Here is a 13,838-nt window from a genome sequence, read left to right on the forward strand (position 1 = left end):
CGATGCGCTGGCAATTGACGGCGTTGCGGTGCTGGGTGCCTCGGTGAGTGCGTCGCAGGCGTCACAGATCAAGGCTGGAGGGCAGATGCCTATCGTGATGGCGGACCTCGATCACGCCGGACAGGGGCTCATCGATGCCGCTCTCGTCCACGGATGGCGTGTCGCCTTCCCGCATGCAGATGGCTGGTGGGAAAGCGACGTGAAGGATGTGGCGGAGGCGGCTCGGCGCTACGGGCAACTCTACGCGTTGCGCGCCATCGTCGGGTCCTCGACCGCCAGCCCGGCGCTGATCGCGGCCAAGCGGATGATGTTCGTGAGGTAGCGAGGATGCAGGCAGGGATCGGTGACGGCGAGGCGTCTTCGATTGACTTCATCCGATGACGGGTTCGCCCTTGCCACGGGAACCCTGCATTGACCCTACACGGGGCAAGTCATTGATAACGCTTGTTACATGTAGGGTGTGCAGGGTTTGTATAGTTCTTCTTTGATTGAAATTTAAGAACTATGTCCCTGCCGAAGGATGACCCAAAATGACTGGTCATACCCGTCACACCCTACATCGAGAGCGGTCTTGTTCTGGCCGACCATGGTCGGCGGGTCGTCCAGACTCCGTCGCGGCCCATCTCCAGTTCCACAGGGAGCTTGGCGCCGCAAATGCAGGGTGTGTAGGCCGTGCAGGGTTCACAGGCGGCGCCGAGAACCACGCAGCCACCGGCACTCGGATGCCGAACTCATCGGCACCGATCAAGCGCCTCCAGCAGAACCGCCTGCGGCCCACGCCGGAGGGATACCGTTTGGACAGGCCGGTCCGCGTCGCCAGCAGCCCGCTCCAGCCGGTCAGGACCTGTGCAGCGCCGTCGCGCCCACCATGGCCGAGCCCCGTCGCCTGTCGGCTGCTGAAATCAAGAATTGAGTCTGGTCGTCAGCGCAGTGTCCATGACGCTCGGCGACGATTGCCGAGTTGTCGAGCGGCAGATCGAGCACTACCGATGGCGCCACCCCGGTGGCGCTGGCGGCGGCGTACCAAGATTCGAAAACTAGGTTCTGGCTCCGTGGAGACGGTCGAGAACCGGGTGGTCACCGGCGCCATGATGCCAGAACCTCGCAGGTGCTTGCGCTGTGGCCATAGGCCAGCGCGTCGGCAGCAGCCGTGTCCAGCCCAACAGGCCAGCCATGAACCGCCCGCCATAGATTTCAGATCAGGCGCCGTGCAGCCCTGCCGCGCCGAGCATGGCCGAGAATGGGCCACCCATCGGCGGCCGAAATCAAGAGTCGGCGTGGATCGTCCTCAGCGTCCATGACGCCCACCGGCGATGACGCGACCTGCCGTCATGGAGGTGGCTCGCTGCTGGTGCCGGAGGCGACTGCGGTCCCCAAGGTCACGGACTACGCCCTCAGGCGTCCCAGACTCTGGCTCCCAAACTTGCGGCCGCAATCCGCGCATCCGGCGCCGCCAGAGTCCAAATAGAGTCCGCCGTGGTCGATCCGGGCGATGTGCTGGTCCGGAGCCGCCATCGGCCATAGTGGCGTCGCCCGGGACCCGAATCCCACCAAAGCGAGGAAACTGGCCGTCCTTCTTGCAGCGGGGCCGGGGCGCGGCTATCGTCGGGTCTGCGTGCGGGCGTAGTTCAGAGGTAGAACGTCAGCTTCCCAAGCTGAATGTCGTGGGTTCGATTCCCATCGCCCGCTCCAGCCTCGCCCACCCAACACCCACCCGTGATCGCCACCCCCTGGACCTCCGCCGCGCGCCCTTATACTTAACCAAAGAGTTAAGTATAGCGCCCCATCGCAAGGAGATCCGCATGTCCTACATCGACGGCATGGTGGCCGCCGTGCCCGCCACCCAGCGCGCGGCCTATCTCGCCCATGCCCGGCTCTTCCAGCAGCTGGTCCAGGAATTCGGCGCGCTGCGCGCGGTGGAATGCTGGGGCGATGACGTGCCGGACGGCGAGGTCACGGATTTTCGCCGCGCCGTGCAGGCGGGGGCGGATGAGGGGGTGGTCCTCTCCTGGATCGAATGGCCCTCCCGCGCCATCCGCGATGCCGGGATGCAGCGGCTGATGCAGGACGCGCGGATGAAGGACACGCCCATGCCCTTCGACGGAAGCCGCATGATCCATGGCGGCTTCCTGCCCATCCTCGACAGCCAGGGAGAGGCCCCATGACCAACCCCCATGGCAGCTTCATCTGGTACGAGCTGCTGACCACCGATCCCGCCGCCGCCGCCCGCTTCTACGGCAGCCTCCTCGGCTGGACGGAAGCCCCGCATGGAGGCCCCGATGGCGGGCCGGTGCCCGGCTATTCCATCCTCAGCCATGGCGGCCAGGCGATCGGCGGCCTGATGCAGGCGCCGGAGGGCGTGCCGCCCGTCTGGCTCGGCTATGTCGCGGTGGAGGATGTCGATGCCGCCGTCGCCGACATCCAGGCCGCGGGCGGCGCGGTGCAGATGCCGGCGCGGGACATTGGGGGCGTCGGCCGCATCGCCATGGTGGCGGACCCCCGGGGCGCGCCATTCTACGTCATGCGCGGCAGCAGCGACCGGGCCAGCGTCAGCTTCGATGCGGAGGCCATCGGCCACTGCGCCTGGCAGCAGCTCTCGACATCCGACGCCGAGGCCGCCATCGACTTCTACGCCGGCCGCTTCGGCTGGAAGCGGGGCGAGGCGCTGCCCATGGGCCCCTCCGGCGCCTACCAGCTGATGGAACTGCAGGGCCGCCCCTTCGGCGCCATCATGCCGCGGCAGGACGCGGCGCCGCCGCACTGGGCCTTCGTCTTCCGCGTGGCGCGGATCGGTGAGGCGGCGCAGCTTGTGCCGGAAGGCGGCGGCACCATCGTGTATGGCCCGGCCGAGGTGCCGGGGGGCGACCATGTCATCTTCGGGCTCGACCCGCAGGGCGCGCTCTTCGCCGTGATCGGCAAGCCCGGCTGAACCGGCTCAGAGACCGTTTGAGAAGGCCGGCGGCCGAACCGACCCGTCCGCTCTTCTCAAACGGTCTCTCAGGCGGCCCGCGCCGCCGGCAGCGGGTCCTCCGCCAGATAGCCGCTGCCCCAGACGGTGCGGATGCAGGGCGCGGCGCCGGCCGCGGCCAGCTTGCGGCGCAGCTTGCAGATGAAGACATCGAGGATGCGGCTCTCCGGCCCCTCCGCCACGCCGTAGAGCCGGGCGAGGCAGTCCTGCTTGGTGACCAGGCTGCCGCGCCGCAGGAACAGCATCTCCATCACATCGTATTCGCGGGGCGTGACCGGCAGCGGGCGCCGCTGCACCAGCACGCGCCGGCCCGCCTGGTCCAGCGTGACATTGCCGAGCGTGATGCTGGCCGAGAGATGGCCGAGCATGCGCCGCTGCAGCGCGCGCAGGCGGACCAGCAGCGCCTCGGTCGGGATGGGCGCCTGCAGCACCTCATCCGCGCCAGCGGCGAAACCCGCCTCCTCCTCCTCTGCCGTCGCGGCGCCCAGCAGCAGCACCAGCGGCAGGCCCAGGCGCAGGCGGGCGATGCCGCGCAGGCCCTGCTGCAGGGCGGGCGTCACGCGGCCGGCCTCGGCCAGCACCGCATCGAAGGGCCCGCCGCGCCGCGCCGCGTCGGCCGGATCATCGGCCAGCCGCGCCAGCTCCACCCGCAGCCCCGCCCGCAGCAGCGCGGCCGCGAGGCGCTGGCCCGAGGCGGGGGTGGAGGCGAGGACCAGCACGCGCATCGGCAATCCACCTTCCGGATGGAAGGGCATTGTCCTGACATGGGGTGACGTGGACCAGTCAGCTTTCGTAGGCGGTCCGGCCAAAGCCTCCGCCTCCCGCTGACGGAACCTTACGAGTTCCTACAACCCGCCCCCAGGCCCGCCCGCTAGCCTGCTCCGTCTTTGGTGCGCGCAAGGCGGGGGACCGATCATGCAGCTTCTGATCATCGCCGACCGGGCCGCCGCGCAGAACGAGGTCTGGGCCGGGCTGGAGGCCGCCGGCATCGCCGCGCGGCTGCTGCCCGCCCCGGGCGGCGAGGAGGCCGCTTCCCTCCGCGCCGGCCAGCAGGCCGCCCGCGAGGCCGGAGAGGCCGATGGCGTGCTGATCGACTGCGCCGCCTTCCGGGGCCAGGCCCTGCCGCTGCTGCAGGGCCTGCGCGAGGCAGGCTGCGCCCTGCCCATCCTCCTGCTGGCCAGCGCGGGGCCGGAGGCCGAGGTCGAGGCCTTCAACCTGGGCGCCGATGCGCTGCTGCCCCGGCAGGTTCCCGTGCCGGCGCTGGTCACGCGCCTGGCCGCCATCCAGCGCCGCAGCCGCCTGCGGCCCTCCGGCCTGCTGCGCTGCGGCAATGTGGTGCTGGACCGTGCCACCGGCAGGCTGGCGGTGGATGGCCAGCCGGTGGAGGCGACGCCGCTGGAACGCGCGCTGCTCGAATTGCTGATCTCCGCCCGCGGCGCGGTGCTGCCCCGGGAAAGGATCACGAAGACGCTGCAGGATGGCCCGGCGGCGGCAAACAGCGCCGTGCTGCGCGTGATCGTCTGCCGGCTGCGCCGCAAGCTGGCGGAGTGCGGGGCGGATGACATCATCCACACCGTCTGGGGCGTGGGCTACCGCGCCGAGGCCCCGGCTTCTCGCACACCCCCGGCCTGGCAGGCGCCGCGGCTGGGTCACTAGTCCGCTCCGCGGATGGGACGCTAATCCGCTCAGCGGCTGGGCCGCTACTCCGCGTAGATCATCTTCCGCGTCATGCCGCCATCGGTGACGAATTCCGCGCCGGTGACGAAGCCGGCCTCCGGCCCCAGCAGCCAGGCGACCAGCGCCGCCACATCCTCCACCTTTCCGACCCGCCCGGCCGGGTGCTGGGCATGGTCCTCCGGCCGCAGCGCCTCGCTGCCTGTGTCGATCCAGCCGGGGCTGACGCAGTTCACCCGCACATCAGGCCCCAGGCTGATGGCCAGCGCATGGGTCAGCGCCAGCAGCCCGCCCTTGGAGGCCGCGTAGCTTTCGGTCTCGGGCTCCGACTGATGCGCGCGGGTGGAGGCCATGGTCACCACCGCGCCGCGCCCCGCGCGCAGAAGGTCCTCCGCCGCGCGCAGCAGCAGGAAGGTCGCGGTCAGGTTGGTGGCGAGTACCGCATTCCATTCGGCCAGGGTCAGCCTGGAAATCGGCTTGCGGATCATGAAGCCGGCATTGGAGACCAGCCCGTCCAGCCGGCCCTCTTGCGCCCGGATCTCCTGCACCAGCGCGGCGACGGCGGCTTCCTCCGCCACATCGGCCTGGGTGAAGCGCACGCCGTCCAGGGGCTCCGCCGGCGGCTCCCGGTCCGCCGCCACCACACGCCAGCCATCCCGCGCCAGGCGCGCCGCCACGGCCCGGCCGATGCCGCGCGCGGCGCCGGTCACCAGCGCCACCTTCTTCGCTTCCGTCATGCGATCACCCTCCGCCCGCTGCAACGGGCGCCGGGGCCTCGGGATCCGCGGGCGCGCAGTACAGCCGGTACAACGTCTCCAGCACCGCGGCGACTTCGGGGCTGGCCAGGCGGTAGTGAATGGCTTGGCCATCCCGCCGCGTCTCCACCAGGCGCAGGTCGCGCATCCGCGCCAGGTGCTGCGACAGGGCGGTGGGGGACAGGCCGACCAGCGCGGCGAGCTGGCCGACCGGCTTCTCCCCCTCCAGCAGGTGGCACATCGCCATCAGCCGCTTGGCATGGGCCAGCGCCGCCAGCATCCGCGCCGCCTCCTCGGCCTTGGCCTCCAGGGCGGCCAGGGCCGCCGGGTCGGTTTCCGCTTTCATATTGACATATTCGCACATTCGAAGGTATTAATCAAAGCACCCTCTACCCCAGGGAGCAGTCCCATGCACAACGTCGGTTCGGTCGATCGCGCCATCCGCCTCATCCTTGGCCTGGTCCTGCTGCTTTCGCCCTTCCTGGCGGCGGGCAGCTTCGCTGGCCTCGGCGCCTGGCGCTACGCCATTGCCGCGGTCGGCCTGGTGCTGATCGCCACCGCCGCCTTCCGCTTCTGCCCGGCCTATCGGCTGCTGGGCATCCAGACCTGCGCGCGGCGCTGATGGCGACCATCTTCACCCCCTGGGCCTCACTGGCCGGCGGCGCGCTGATCGGGCTTTCGGCGGTGCTTCTGATGGCGGTCTCCGGGCGCATCGCCGGGATCAGCGGCATCGTGGCGCGGCTGCTGCCGCCCTTCGAGCGGCCCGGCCTCGCCGCGCGGCTGGCCTTCGTCCTGGGGCTGGTCGTGGCGCCCTTCGCGCTCGGGCTGGCCACCGGCACGGTGCCGGCGCCGCAGATCGCGGCCGGGCCGGCGCTGCTGGTGGTCGCCGGGCTGCTGGTGGGGTTCGGCGCGGTCTGGGGCCATGGCTGCACCTCCGGCCATGGCGTCTGCGGCCTGGCGCGCCTTTCGCCGCGGTCGCTGGTGGCGGTGCTGGTCTTCATGGCCACCGCCATCGCCACCGTCTTCCTGATGCGCCACGCATGACCATCCTGCTGCACTTCGCCATCGGGCTGGTCTTCGGCCTGGGCCTGGTCATCGCCGGCATGTCGAACCCGGCCAAGGTGCTGAACTTCCTGGACATCGCCGCGATCCCCAGCGGCGGCTGGGACCCCAGCCTGGCCTTCGTGCTGGCGGGTGCCGTCGCCGTCACCTTCCTCGGCTACCGCTTGGTGCTGCGCCGGCCGAGGCCGCTTCTGGCGGAGCGCTTCCACCTGCCGACCGCCACCGCCATTGATCGCCGTGTGGTCCTGGGGCCCGCGATCTTCGGCATCGGCTGGGGCCTGGCCGGCTTCTGCCCCGGCCCGGCGCTGACCGCCCTCGGCACCGGCGGCTGGCCCGCTATCCTCTTCACCCTCGCCATGCTGGCTGGCATGGCCGTTGCGCGACGACTCAGCCGGCCTTCAGCCGGTCCGGAATCGGCAGGCCGAGGCGCAGCGGCACCGGCCACAGCTCCCGCACCACCCGCGTGATCCGAAAACCCGCCTCCAGGTAGTTGGGCAGGGCGCGCGGATGGTCGGCGGTGCAGGTATTCACCGTCAGCAGCCGCGGCCGCTCCGCCCAGGCGGTGTCGATCGCATGTCGCAGCAGGGCGCGGCCGGCGCCGCGGCCGATGGCATGCGGCATCAGCCCGAAATAGGCGAGGTTCATGCCCTGGTCGGCGCTGCGGCGCTCCAGCTCGTAGAAGCCCGCCGGCTCGCCGCCCTGATACAGCACATGCATGCTGATCTCGGGCCGCGCCAGCAGCGCCGCGATCTCCGCATCCGGCACGGTGCGGCGCAGCCACCAGACATAGTCGCGGCCGACCGTGTCATAGAGGTAGCGATAGAAGGGCACGGAACAGGCGGCCAGCCGCGCCACGCCGGCGCCGGGCGGGAAATCCGGTTTCGTGGTGGCGGGCGGCGCATCCATGCGCAGGAAGGTGACATCCACCTCGATCCGCTGCACCGGTTCGCGGAGGCCGGTGCGCGCCGCCGTCGCCATGGCTCAGTTGTCCAGGAAGCTGCGCAGCTTGCGGCTGCGGCTGGGGTGCTTCAGCTTGCGCAGCGCCTTCGCCTCGATCTGGCGGATGCGCTCGCGCGTCACGTTGAACTGCTGGCCCACTTCCTCCAGCGTATGGTCGGTGTTCATGCCGATGCCGAAGCGCATACGCAGCACGCGTTCCTCGCGCGGCGTCAGGCTGGACAGCACCCGGGTCGTGGCCTCGCGCAGGTTGGACTGGATCGCCGCATCCAGCGGGATGATGGCGTTCTTGTCCTCGATGAAATCGCCGAGGTGGCTGTCCTCCTCGTCGCCGATCGGCGTCTCGAGGCTGATCGGCTCCTTGGCGATCTTCAGGACCTTGCGGACCTTCTCCAGCGGCATGCCGAGTTTTTCCGCCAATTCCTCCGGCGTCGGTTCGCGCCCGATCTCGTGCAGCATCTGGCGGGAGGTGCGGACCAGCTTGTTGATCGTCTCGATCATATGCACGGGGATGCGGATGGTCCGCGCCTGGTCCGCGATGGAGCGCGTGATGGCCTGCCGGATCCACCACGTCGCATAGGTCGAGAACTTGTAGCCGCGGCGGTATTCGAACTTATCGACCGCCTTCATCAGGCCGATGTTGCCCTCCTGGATCAGGTCCAGGAATTGCAGGCCGCGATTGGTGTATTTCTTGGCGATGGAGATCACGAGGCGCAGGTTCGCCTCGATCATCTCCTTCTTCGCCTGCGTCATGTCGCGCTCGCCGCGCGAGACGGTCTGGTAGACCCGGCGGAAATCCGGCACCGGCAGGCCGGTATCGGCGGCAACGCGGGCGATCTCCGCGCGGATCGCCTCCGCCTCGTCCTTCGAACGCGCGACGAAGGTCTTCCAGCCGCGCGTCTGCAGCTTGCTGATGCGTTCGAACCAGGCCGGGTCCAGCTCGCTGCCGCGCCACTGTTCCAGGAATTCCTCGCGCTTGACCTTCTGGGCCTCGGCCAGCCTCAGCACCTGGCCTTCGAGAGTCGTCTGGCGGCGGTTCAGGCCCTTGAGCTGGTCGACCAGCTCCTCGATGCGGTTGTTGTGGAGATGCACCTTCTCCACCAGCGCCACCAGCTCCTGGCGCTGCTTCTCATAGGTCTTCTCGGAGCGCTGGGACGTCTCCCCGCCCGAGGTGTAGGCATCCATCCGCTTGGAGGCGAGTTTCTGCAGCTTGCCGAACAGGCTCTCGATCTGCTCGAAGGCGGCCAGCGCCTCAGGCTTCAGCTTTTCCTCGAGCGCCGAGAGGGACAGGCCGACGCCTTCCGCGGCCTCGTCGCCTTCCTCGTATTCCTCCTCGGGCGGCGGCGTGCCCTCGGGGGTGTTGGCGCCGGCGGTCGCCTCCAGGTCGATCACGTCGCGCAGCAGCATGCGGCCTTCCTTGACCGCGTCGTGCCAGGCGACGATGGCCTTGAAGGTCAGCGGGCTTTCGCAGAGCCCGCCGATCATCATGTCGCGGCCGGCCTCGATGCGCTTGGCGATGGCGATCTCGCCCTCGCGGGACAGCAGCTCCACGCTGCCCATCTCGCGGAGATACATGCGGACCGGGTCGTCGGTGCGGCCGAGATTGGCCTCGTCGACATTGCCGCCGCCTTCCTCGTCGTCCTTCTCCTCCTCATCGGCCTTGGCGGCGGGCTTTTCCGCGGCGCCCTCGCCATCCTCGCTTTCCTCGGATTCGACGACATTGATGCCGAGCTCATTGAGCGTCGCCATCGTATCCTCGATCAGCTCGGAGGAGACCTGTTCGGAGGGCAGTGCGGCATTCAGGTCGTCATAGGTGACGTAGCCGCGTTCCTTGCCACGGGCGATCAGCTTCTTGACCGCGGCGGTCAGGGTGTCCAGCAGCACGCCTTCCACCGCCTCGTCGCGTCCTTCTGCCGTGTCGGCGCCATTCGCGGCCTTGCTCGCCATGCCTTTTCCCGCTCCGTCAAAGGCGCCCTGGCAGGGTGGGCTCTTGCCCCCGCCCTGCCCGCGCGAATTCGCCACTTCGGCGCCACCGCGCCATCTCACCGGCCCACCGGGTCATCCGCCCAACCGCTCAACCAAGCGAGCCGGCCGGCAGGGCCGCCTCCTCCGCCTCGCCGCGGCGTTGCGCCGCCAGCGCCTGCTTCAGCCGGATCAGCCGCTGCTGCACCCGGGCCTGCGCCACCGGATCGGTCGCCGTCACCCAATCCCGTTGCGCGATGGCCAGATCCTCCAACAGCGCCGCCTCGCCCCGCAGCAGGCCATAGAAGTGCCACCAGCCATCCAGCACATCCTTCGGCTGAGCCTCCGCACCGGCGGCCTCCGGCAGGCCCGGATCCCGCAGCAGCCCGGTTGCCAGCTCCGCCAAGCCTCTGCCGGCGAGTTGGTCCATCAGGCGGGTTGAGTCAAGTTCGTGGCCGCCTTCCAGCCAGGCCAGCATCGCCGCGTGGCATTCGGCCAGGCGGGCGTCATCCGGATCGATCGCGGCGAAGCATTCCTCCACCTCCGCCAGCAGCCAGGGATGGCGGAGCGTGATGGCCAGCAGCGCCGCCGCCTGGGCGCCGCGGGTGCGCGCCGCCGTGATGGCGGGGCGGTTGCGCGGCGGCGCCTGCGGCTTGCGGCCGGGCGGCCCGCCGCGCCCGCCGGGGGCGGCGCGGGTGCTGGCAAAGAAGCGGTCCAGCAGGGCGCGGCGATACTCCGCCGCCAGCGACTTGTCCGGGATGGCATTCGCGGCCTCCGCCAGCCGGTTGCGCAGCCCGGCGCGCTGTTCCGGCGTGGCGGCGGGGCGGCCTTCGGTCAGCAGCGCATACAGCGCCTCGGACAGTTGCCGGGCGCCGTCCAGCACGGCGGTGAAGCCGGCGGGGCCGCGGCGCGCCACTAGCGTATCCGGATCCTCCCCCTGCGGCAGGGTGGCCAGCTTCAGGCTGCGCTCCGTGGTCAGCAGGGGCAGCGCCGCCTCCGCCGCCCGGGCCGCGGCGCGGCCACCGGCGGCATCGCCATCGAAGCAGAGCACCGGTTCCGGCGTCAGCCGCCAGAGCTCCTCCATCTGCTCCGGCGTCAGCGCGGTGCCGAGCGGTGCCACGGCGCCGGCGAAGCCCGCCTGGTGCAGGGCGATGACATCCATGTAGCCTTCCACCACCACCACCGGGGCGCCGCGGAAGGCGCCTTCCCGCGCCAGGTCCAGGCCATAGAGGTTGCGGCGCTTGGAAAACAGGCTCGTCTCCGGCCCGTTCACGTATTTCGGCTGGCCATCCCCCAGGATCCGCCCGCCGAAGGAGATCACGCGGCCGCGCCGGTCGCGGATCGGGAAGATCACGCGGTTGAAGTAGAGGTCCGAATACCCCTCGCCATCCTCGCGTTCGCGCATCAGCCCGGCCTCGGCGAGCTGGGCCGGGGTGATGCCCTCCGCCTTCAGCTCGGCCGCCAGCACGCCGCGGCCGCTGCCGGACCAGCCGAGGCCGAAGGCGGCGATGGTCTCCTCCGTCAGTCCCCGGCGCTTCAGATAGGCCAGCGCCGCCTCGCCCTCCGGCAGGCGCAGGCGGCGCCGGAAGGCGGCCTCCGCGGCCTCCAGCACGCCATACAGGTCGCGCGCCCGGCGTTCGCGCGCCGCGGCCTCCGGCGTGGCCTGGGGAATCCGCATCCCGGCCTCGGCGGCCAGGCGCTCCACCGCCTCCGGGAAGCCCTGCCCCTCCGCCCGCATGACGAAGCTGATGGCATCGCCATGCGCGCCGCAGCCGAAGCAGTGGAAATGGTCGTCATAGACGTAGAAGGAGGGCGTCTTTTCCCCATGGAAGGGGCAGCACCCCTTCCAGTTCCGGCCGGACTTGGTCAGCCGCGTCTTCCGCTGGATCAGCGGTGCCAGCGGGGTCCTTGCGCGCAGCTCCTCGAGGAAATTGGGAGGAAGGGCCATTGAGCGCGCTCCTTAGCATCCCGGGCAGGGGTCAGGGGAACAGGCTGGCGTAGCGAAATCTTCAGGCTTTGCCGCCCAGCATGGGGGCGGTGACGCGTTCCCCCAATCCTTCCCTGGCCGCCCGCCGCCCCGACAGCCAAGGGACGAGCTGGCGCGATGCCCTGGCCATCGACTACAAGCCGATGCCCGCGGCCGAGCTGGCGGAGATGCTGGCGGCGCACCAGCTCCACCTGAAGGGCGCCAAGGATGGGCGCCGCGCCTCCTTCAAGTTCACCGACCTCGGCCATGCCAGCCTGCGCGGCGCGCAGCTGGCCGGCGCGGACCTGACGGGCGCGCGGCTGGAAGGCGCCGACCTGGCGGAGGCCGATCTGCGCGATGCCTGCCTCTTCGGCGCCAATCTCCGCCGCGCCGATCTGAGCCGGGCGCAGCTGCAGCAGGTGGATCTGCGCGGCGCATCCCTGCGCGGCGCGTCGATGATTCGCGCCAACCTGACCGGCGCCGACCTGCGCGACGGCCACCTGGTCCGCGCCAGGAACGGGGAGCTGGTGCCGGCCGGGACGACGGAGGGCCATGGCGACCTGGCCGAGGCCAGCGCCGCGAACGCCAACCTGACCCGCGCGAAACTCTCCAACGCCTTCATCGTGCAGACCGACCTGCGCGATTCCAACCTGCGCGAGGCGGTCTTCATCCGCGCCGACCTCAGCTGCACCGATCTCAGCGGCTGCAACCTGGAAGGTGCCGACCTGTCCGAGGCGAACCTGACCGGCGCGGTGCTGGAAGGCGCGATCCTGACCCGCGCGGTGCTGCGCGCCACCAATCTCAGCGGCGCCAATCTGCTGGGCGCGCTGCTGGACGAGGTGGACCTCAGCAGCGCGAAGCTGGAGGGCGCGGAGATGACGCGCAAGCTGGAGAACCTGGACGGCGCGGTGGGCGCCGCGCTGCGCCTTCACCAGGACTGGATCCGCAGCAATGGGCGGGAGGGGGAGCGCGCGGACCTCTCGGCCTGCGACCTTTCCGGCCTGAACCTGGCCGGCGTGAACCTGGCGGCGGCGGTGCTGAAGCATGCGGTGATGCGCGGCTGCGACCTGACCGGCACGGTGCTGGCCATGGCGGATCTTTTCATGGCGGATCTGCGCGGCGCCAAGCTTTCGGGCGCCGTGCTGCGCGGCGCCAGCCTGGTGCGGGCCTCGCTGAACGAGGCCGATTGCAGCCGGGTGGAGGCCGGGCCGATGCTGCTGAAAAGCGGCCAGAGCTGGCCGACCAATTTCAGCAATGCGCGGATGGTGCGGGCGAAGCTGGTCGGCGCCAATCTCTCCGCAGCCCGCATGGCGGATGCCGACCTGACCCAGGCCGATCTGCGGGAGGCCGGGCTGGTCCAGGCCGATCTGACGGATGCGACCATGACCATGGCCGATCTGCGCCAGGCCGATCTGCGCGGCGCCCGGCTGGTGGGGGCGGAGGGGCTGATCCTGCCGGGGCGGGACGAGGTCTAGGCGCCGATCCGCCCGAGGCGTCGGGCTATGGTGGCTGCGGCCTGGAATGAGCTGTTGCCTTGCGGCCGGCGATCCGCGATCCTCAGCCTGTGATTGAATATTGCATATAATCAGAAGATGAAATGATCAGCGCGGACTCGCGCCGGCGCGAATGGTCGCTCGGACTGAGCCTGGCGGCCGATACGGTCATGCTGCTCGCCTATTCCGTGGCGTCCCTTGGCGCCGCCTCCCTTCCGATGCTGGCCGAGACGCTGCGCGCCAGCATCCAGCTCACCCTCGGCTGGGGGATCCTGGCGATGATGCGCCGGGTGCATCGCGGGCATCTGCAAGCCTATGACTATGGCAGCGGCAAGCTGGAGCGCTTCGCCAACCTCCTGATGGGCCTGCTGATGCTGCTGGGCGCGGCCTGGGTGGTGACGCGCACCCTGGGCGCCTACCTGACCGGACCCTCGCCCGCCGCCAGCGGGCCCTGGCTGCTGGCGGCAACCGTGCTAACGGCGCTGAACGTGGTGGTGAACGGCCTTGCCTTGCTCGGCCTGTGGCGCGCGGCGCGGGACGGCACCTCGCTGCTGATGACCGGCCAGGTGCAGGCGCGGCTGGGCAAGCTCGCCATCTCCGCGCTGGTGCTGGCGGCGGTCGCGGTCGGCGCGGCCTGGCCGGGTACGCGGGCGGCCTGGATTGCCAATCTCGCCGGCGGGCTGACGGTGGTGGCGGTGATGGCCCTCATCGGCGCCGCCATGCTGCGCCAGGCGCTGCCGGACCTGCTGGACCGCGCGCTGGAGGAACGGCTGCAGCAGGCGATCAACCGCAGCCTCGGCAGCCACTTCCACCGCTATGAGACGCTGGAGCGGGTGCGGTCCCGGCAATCCGGCGGCCGCGCCCATATCGAGATCGCGCTCGGCTTCGCCCCCGGGCGCCCCTTCGGCGAGGTGGCGGCGGTGGCACAGGAAATGGCGCGGGAGCTGGAGGCGCTGATCCCGGGTGCGGAGGTGGTGGTGGTGCCGGTCGCCGCGCCCTGA

15 protein-coding genes and 1 tRNA gene are annotated in these 13,838 nt (G+C 70.5%); 10 read left to right on the forward strand and 6 right to left on the reverse strand.

Features of this window, described 5'->3' with window-relative positions; all coding sequences use genetic code 11:
* From J3S20_RS22795 to J3S20_RS22810, 4 genes are all read left to right on the forward strand, one after another.
* Positions 1-322: hypothetical protein (locus tag J3S20_RS22795; protein WP_216838891.1), on the forward strand; the 322-nt coding region annotated here is incomplete at its 5' end.
* 1,295 nt (positions 323-1,617) lie between these two features.
* Positions 1,618-1,692, forward strand: a tRNA-Gly gene (locus J3S20_RS22800).
* A gap of 110 nt (positions 1,693-1,802) precedes the next feature.
* The gene (locus J3S20_RS22805; RefSeq protein WP_216838893.1) at positions 1,803-2,165 is read left to right on the forward strand and encodes a DUF1428 domain-containing protein; all 363 of its coding nucleotides are present in this window, start codon (positions 1,803-1,805) and stop codon (positions 2,163-2,165) included.
* Positions 2,162-2,929, forward strand: coding sequence for a VOC family protein (locus tag J3S20_RS22810; protein WP_216838895.1), 768 nt, complete (start codon positions 2,162-2,164; stop codon positions 2,927-2,929). Before J3S20_RS22805 ends, J3S20_RS22810 begins: the two co-directional genes overlap by 4 nt.
* A gap of 68 nt (positions 2,930-2,997) precedes the next feature.
* On the opposite strand, the gene J3S20_RS22815 is transcribed toward J3S20_RS22810, so the two are convergent.
* Entirely contained in the window at positions 2,998-3,693 is a 696-nt protein-coding gene (locus J3S20_RS22815; RefSeq protein ID WP_216838896.1) for a winged helix-turn-helix domain-containing protein, read from the reverse strand.
* A gap of 190 nt (positions 3,694-3,883) precedes the next feature.
* On the opposite strand from J3S20_RS22815, the gene J3S20_RS22820 reads away from it, so the two are divergent.
* Positions 3,884-4,624, forward strand: a complete 741-nt coding sequence (locus J3S20_RS22820) for a winged helix-turn-helix transcriptional regulator (RefSeq protein ID WP_216838897.1) — start codon at positions 3,884-3,886, stop codon at positions 4,622-4,624.
* Between the two features lie 44 nt (positions 4,625-4,668).
* Here J3S20_RS22820 and J3S20_RS22825 read toward each other — a convergent pair whose 3' ends face one another.
* Both J3S20_RS22825 and J3S20_RS22830 read right to left on the reverse strand, forming a co-directional pair.
* Complete coding sequence (locus J3S20_RS22825) at positions 4,669-5,379, reverse strand: SDR family oxidoreductase (protein WP_216838899.1); 711 nt, start codon at positions 5,377-5,379, stop codon at positions 4,669-4,671.
* 4 nt (positions 5,380-5,383) lie between these two features.
* Positions 5,384-5,743 carry an ArsR/SmtB family transcription factor gene (locus tag J3S20_RS22830; protein WP_216838901.1) on the reverse strand — a complete coding sequence of 120 codons (360 nt, stop codon included), beginning with the start codon at positions 5,741-5,743 and terminating at the stop codon, positions 5,384-5,386.
* Between the two features lie 63 nt (positions 5,744-5,806).
* On the opposite strand from J3S20_RS22830, the gene J3S20_RS22835 reads away from it, so the two are divergent.
* Genes J3S20_RS22835 through J3S20_RS22845 form a run of 3 tightly spaced genes read left to right on the forward strand, consistent with a single transcriptional unit; the run spans position 5,807 to position 6,926 of the window.
* The gene (locus J3S20_RS22835; protein ID WP_216838903.1) at positions 5,807-6,019 is read left to right on the forward strand and encodes a YgaP family membrane protein; all 213 of its coding nucleotides are present in this window, start codon (positions 5,807-5,809) and stop codon (positions 6,017-6,019) included.
* A complete protein-coding gene (locus tag J3S20_RS22840) occupies positions 6,019-6,441 on the forward strand; it encodes a YeeE/YedE family protein (protein WP_216838905.1) in 423 nt (140 codons plus the stop codon). The genes J3S20_RS22835 and J3S20_RS22840 overlap by 1 nt, the downstream gene beginning before the upstream one ends.
* The gene (locus tag J3S20_RS22845; RefSeq protein ID WP_216838907.1) at positions 6,438-6,926 is read left to right on the forward strand and encodes a YeeE/YedE family protein; all 489 of its coding nucleotides are present in this window, start codon (positions 6,438-6,440) and stop codon (positions 6,924-6,926) included. Before J3S20_RS22840 ends, J3S20_RS22845 begins: the two co-directional genes overlap by 4 nt.
* On the opposite strand, the gene J3S20_RS22850 is transcribed toward J3S20_RS22845, so the two are convergent.
* From J3S20_RS22850 to dnaG, 3 genes are all read right to left on the reverse strand, one after another.
* The gene (locus J3S20_RS22850; protein ID WP_216838909.1) at positions 6,847-7,437 is read right to left on the reverse strand and encodes a GNAT family N-acetyltransferase; all 591 of its coding nucleotides are present in this window, start codon (positions 7,435-7,437) and stop codon (positions 6,847-6,849) included. The two genes, J3S20_RS22845 and J3S20_RS22850, sit on opposite strands and share 80 nt — an antisense overlap.
* Positions 7,438-7,440: 3 nt before the next feature.
* A complete protein-coding gene (gene rpoD / locus J3S20_RS22855; protein WP_216838911.1) occupies positions 7,441-9,363 on the reverse strand; it encodes an RNA polymerase sigma factor RpoD in 1,923 nt (640 codons plus the stop codon).
* A gap of 127 nt (positions 9,364-9,490) precedes the next feature.
* Positions 9,491-11,326 carry a DNA primase gene (dnaG, locus tag J3S20_RS22860; protein ID WP_216838912.1) on the reverse strand — a complete coding sequence of 612 codons (1,836 nt, stop codon included), beginning with the start codon at positions 11,324-11,326 and terminating at the stop codon, positions 9,491-9,493.
* A gap of 89 nt (positions 11,327-11,415) precedes the next feature.
* Here dnaG and J3S20_RS22865 point away from each other — a divergent pair, with 89 nt between their 5' ends.
* Positions 11,416-12,819 carry a pentapeptide repeat-containing protein gene (locus tag J3S20_RS22865; RefSeq protein ID WP_216838914.1) on the forward strand — a complete coding sequence of 468 codons (1,404 nt, stop codon included), beginning with the start codon at positions 11,416-11,418 and terminating at the stop codon, positions 12,817-12,819.
* A 122-nt stretch (positions 12,820-12,941) separates the two neighbouring features.
* A complete protein-coding gene (locus J3S20_RS22870; protein WP_216838916.1) occupies positions 12,942-13,838 on the forward strand; it encodes a cation transporter in 897 nt (298 codons plus the stop codon).

It is taken from the genome of Falsiroseomonas tokyonensis (genome assembly GCF_019024325.1).
Lineage (GTDB): Bacteria > Pseudomonadota > Alphaproteobacteria > Acetobacterales > Acetobacteraceae > Falsiroseomonas > Falsiroseomonas tokyonensis.

Coding starts and splice junctions, on each gene's coding strand:
- dnaG (WP_216838912.1), bottom strand. CDS start 11,326: ATGGCCCTTCCTCCCAATTTCCTCGAGGAGCTGCGCGCAAGGACCCCG.
- J3S20_RS22850 (WP_216838909.1), bottom strand. CDS start 7,437: ATGGCGACGGCGGCGCGCACCGGCCTCCGCGAACCGGTGCAGCGGATC.
- rpoD (WP_216838911.1), bottom strand. CDS start 9,363: ATGGCGAGCAAGGCCGCGAATGGCGCCGACACGGCAGAAGGACGCGAC.
- J3S20_RS22805 (WP_216838893.1), top strand. CDS start 1,803: ATGTCCTACATCGACGGCATGGTGGCCGCCGTGCCCGCCACCCAGCGC.
- J3S20_RS22840 (WP_216838905.1), top strand. CDS start 6,019: ATGGCGACCATCTTCACCCCCTGGGCCTCACTGGCCGGCGGCGCGCTG.
- J3S20_RS22835 (WP_216838903.1), top strand. CDS start 5,807: ATGCACAACGTCGGTTCGGTCGATCGCGCCATCCGCCTCATCCTTGGC.
- J3S20_RS22810 (WP_216838895.1), top strand. CDS start 2,162: ATGACCAACCCCCATGGCAGCTTCATCTGGTACGAGCTGCTGACCACC.
- J3S20_RS22820 (WP_216838897.1), top strand. CDS start 3,884: ATGCAGCTTCTGATCATCGCCGACCGGGCCGCCGCGCAGAACGAGGTC.
- J3S20_RS22830 (WP_216838901.1), bottom strand. CDS start 5,743: ATGAAAGCGGAAACCGACCCGGCGGCCCTGGCCGCCCTGGAGGCCAAG.
- J3S20_RS22815 (WP_216838896.1), bottom strand. CDS start 3,693: ATGCGCGTGCTGGTCCTCGCCTCCACCCCCGCCTCGGGCCAGCGCCTC.
- J3S20_RS22870 (WP_216838916.1), top strand. CDS start 12,942: ATGATCAGCGCGGACTCGCGCCGGCGCGAATGGTCGCTCGGACTGAGC.
- J3S20_RS22845 (WP_216838907.1), top strand. CDS start 6,438: ATGACCATCCTGCTGCACTTCGCCATCGGGCTGGTCTTCGGCCTGGGC.
- J3S20_RS22825 (WP_216838899.1), bottom strand. CDS start 5,379: ATGACGGAAGCGAAGAAGGTGGCGCTGGTGACCGGCGCCGCGCGCGGC.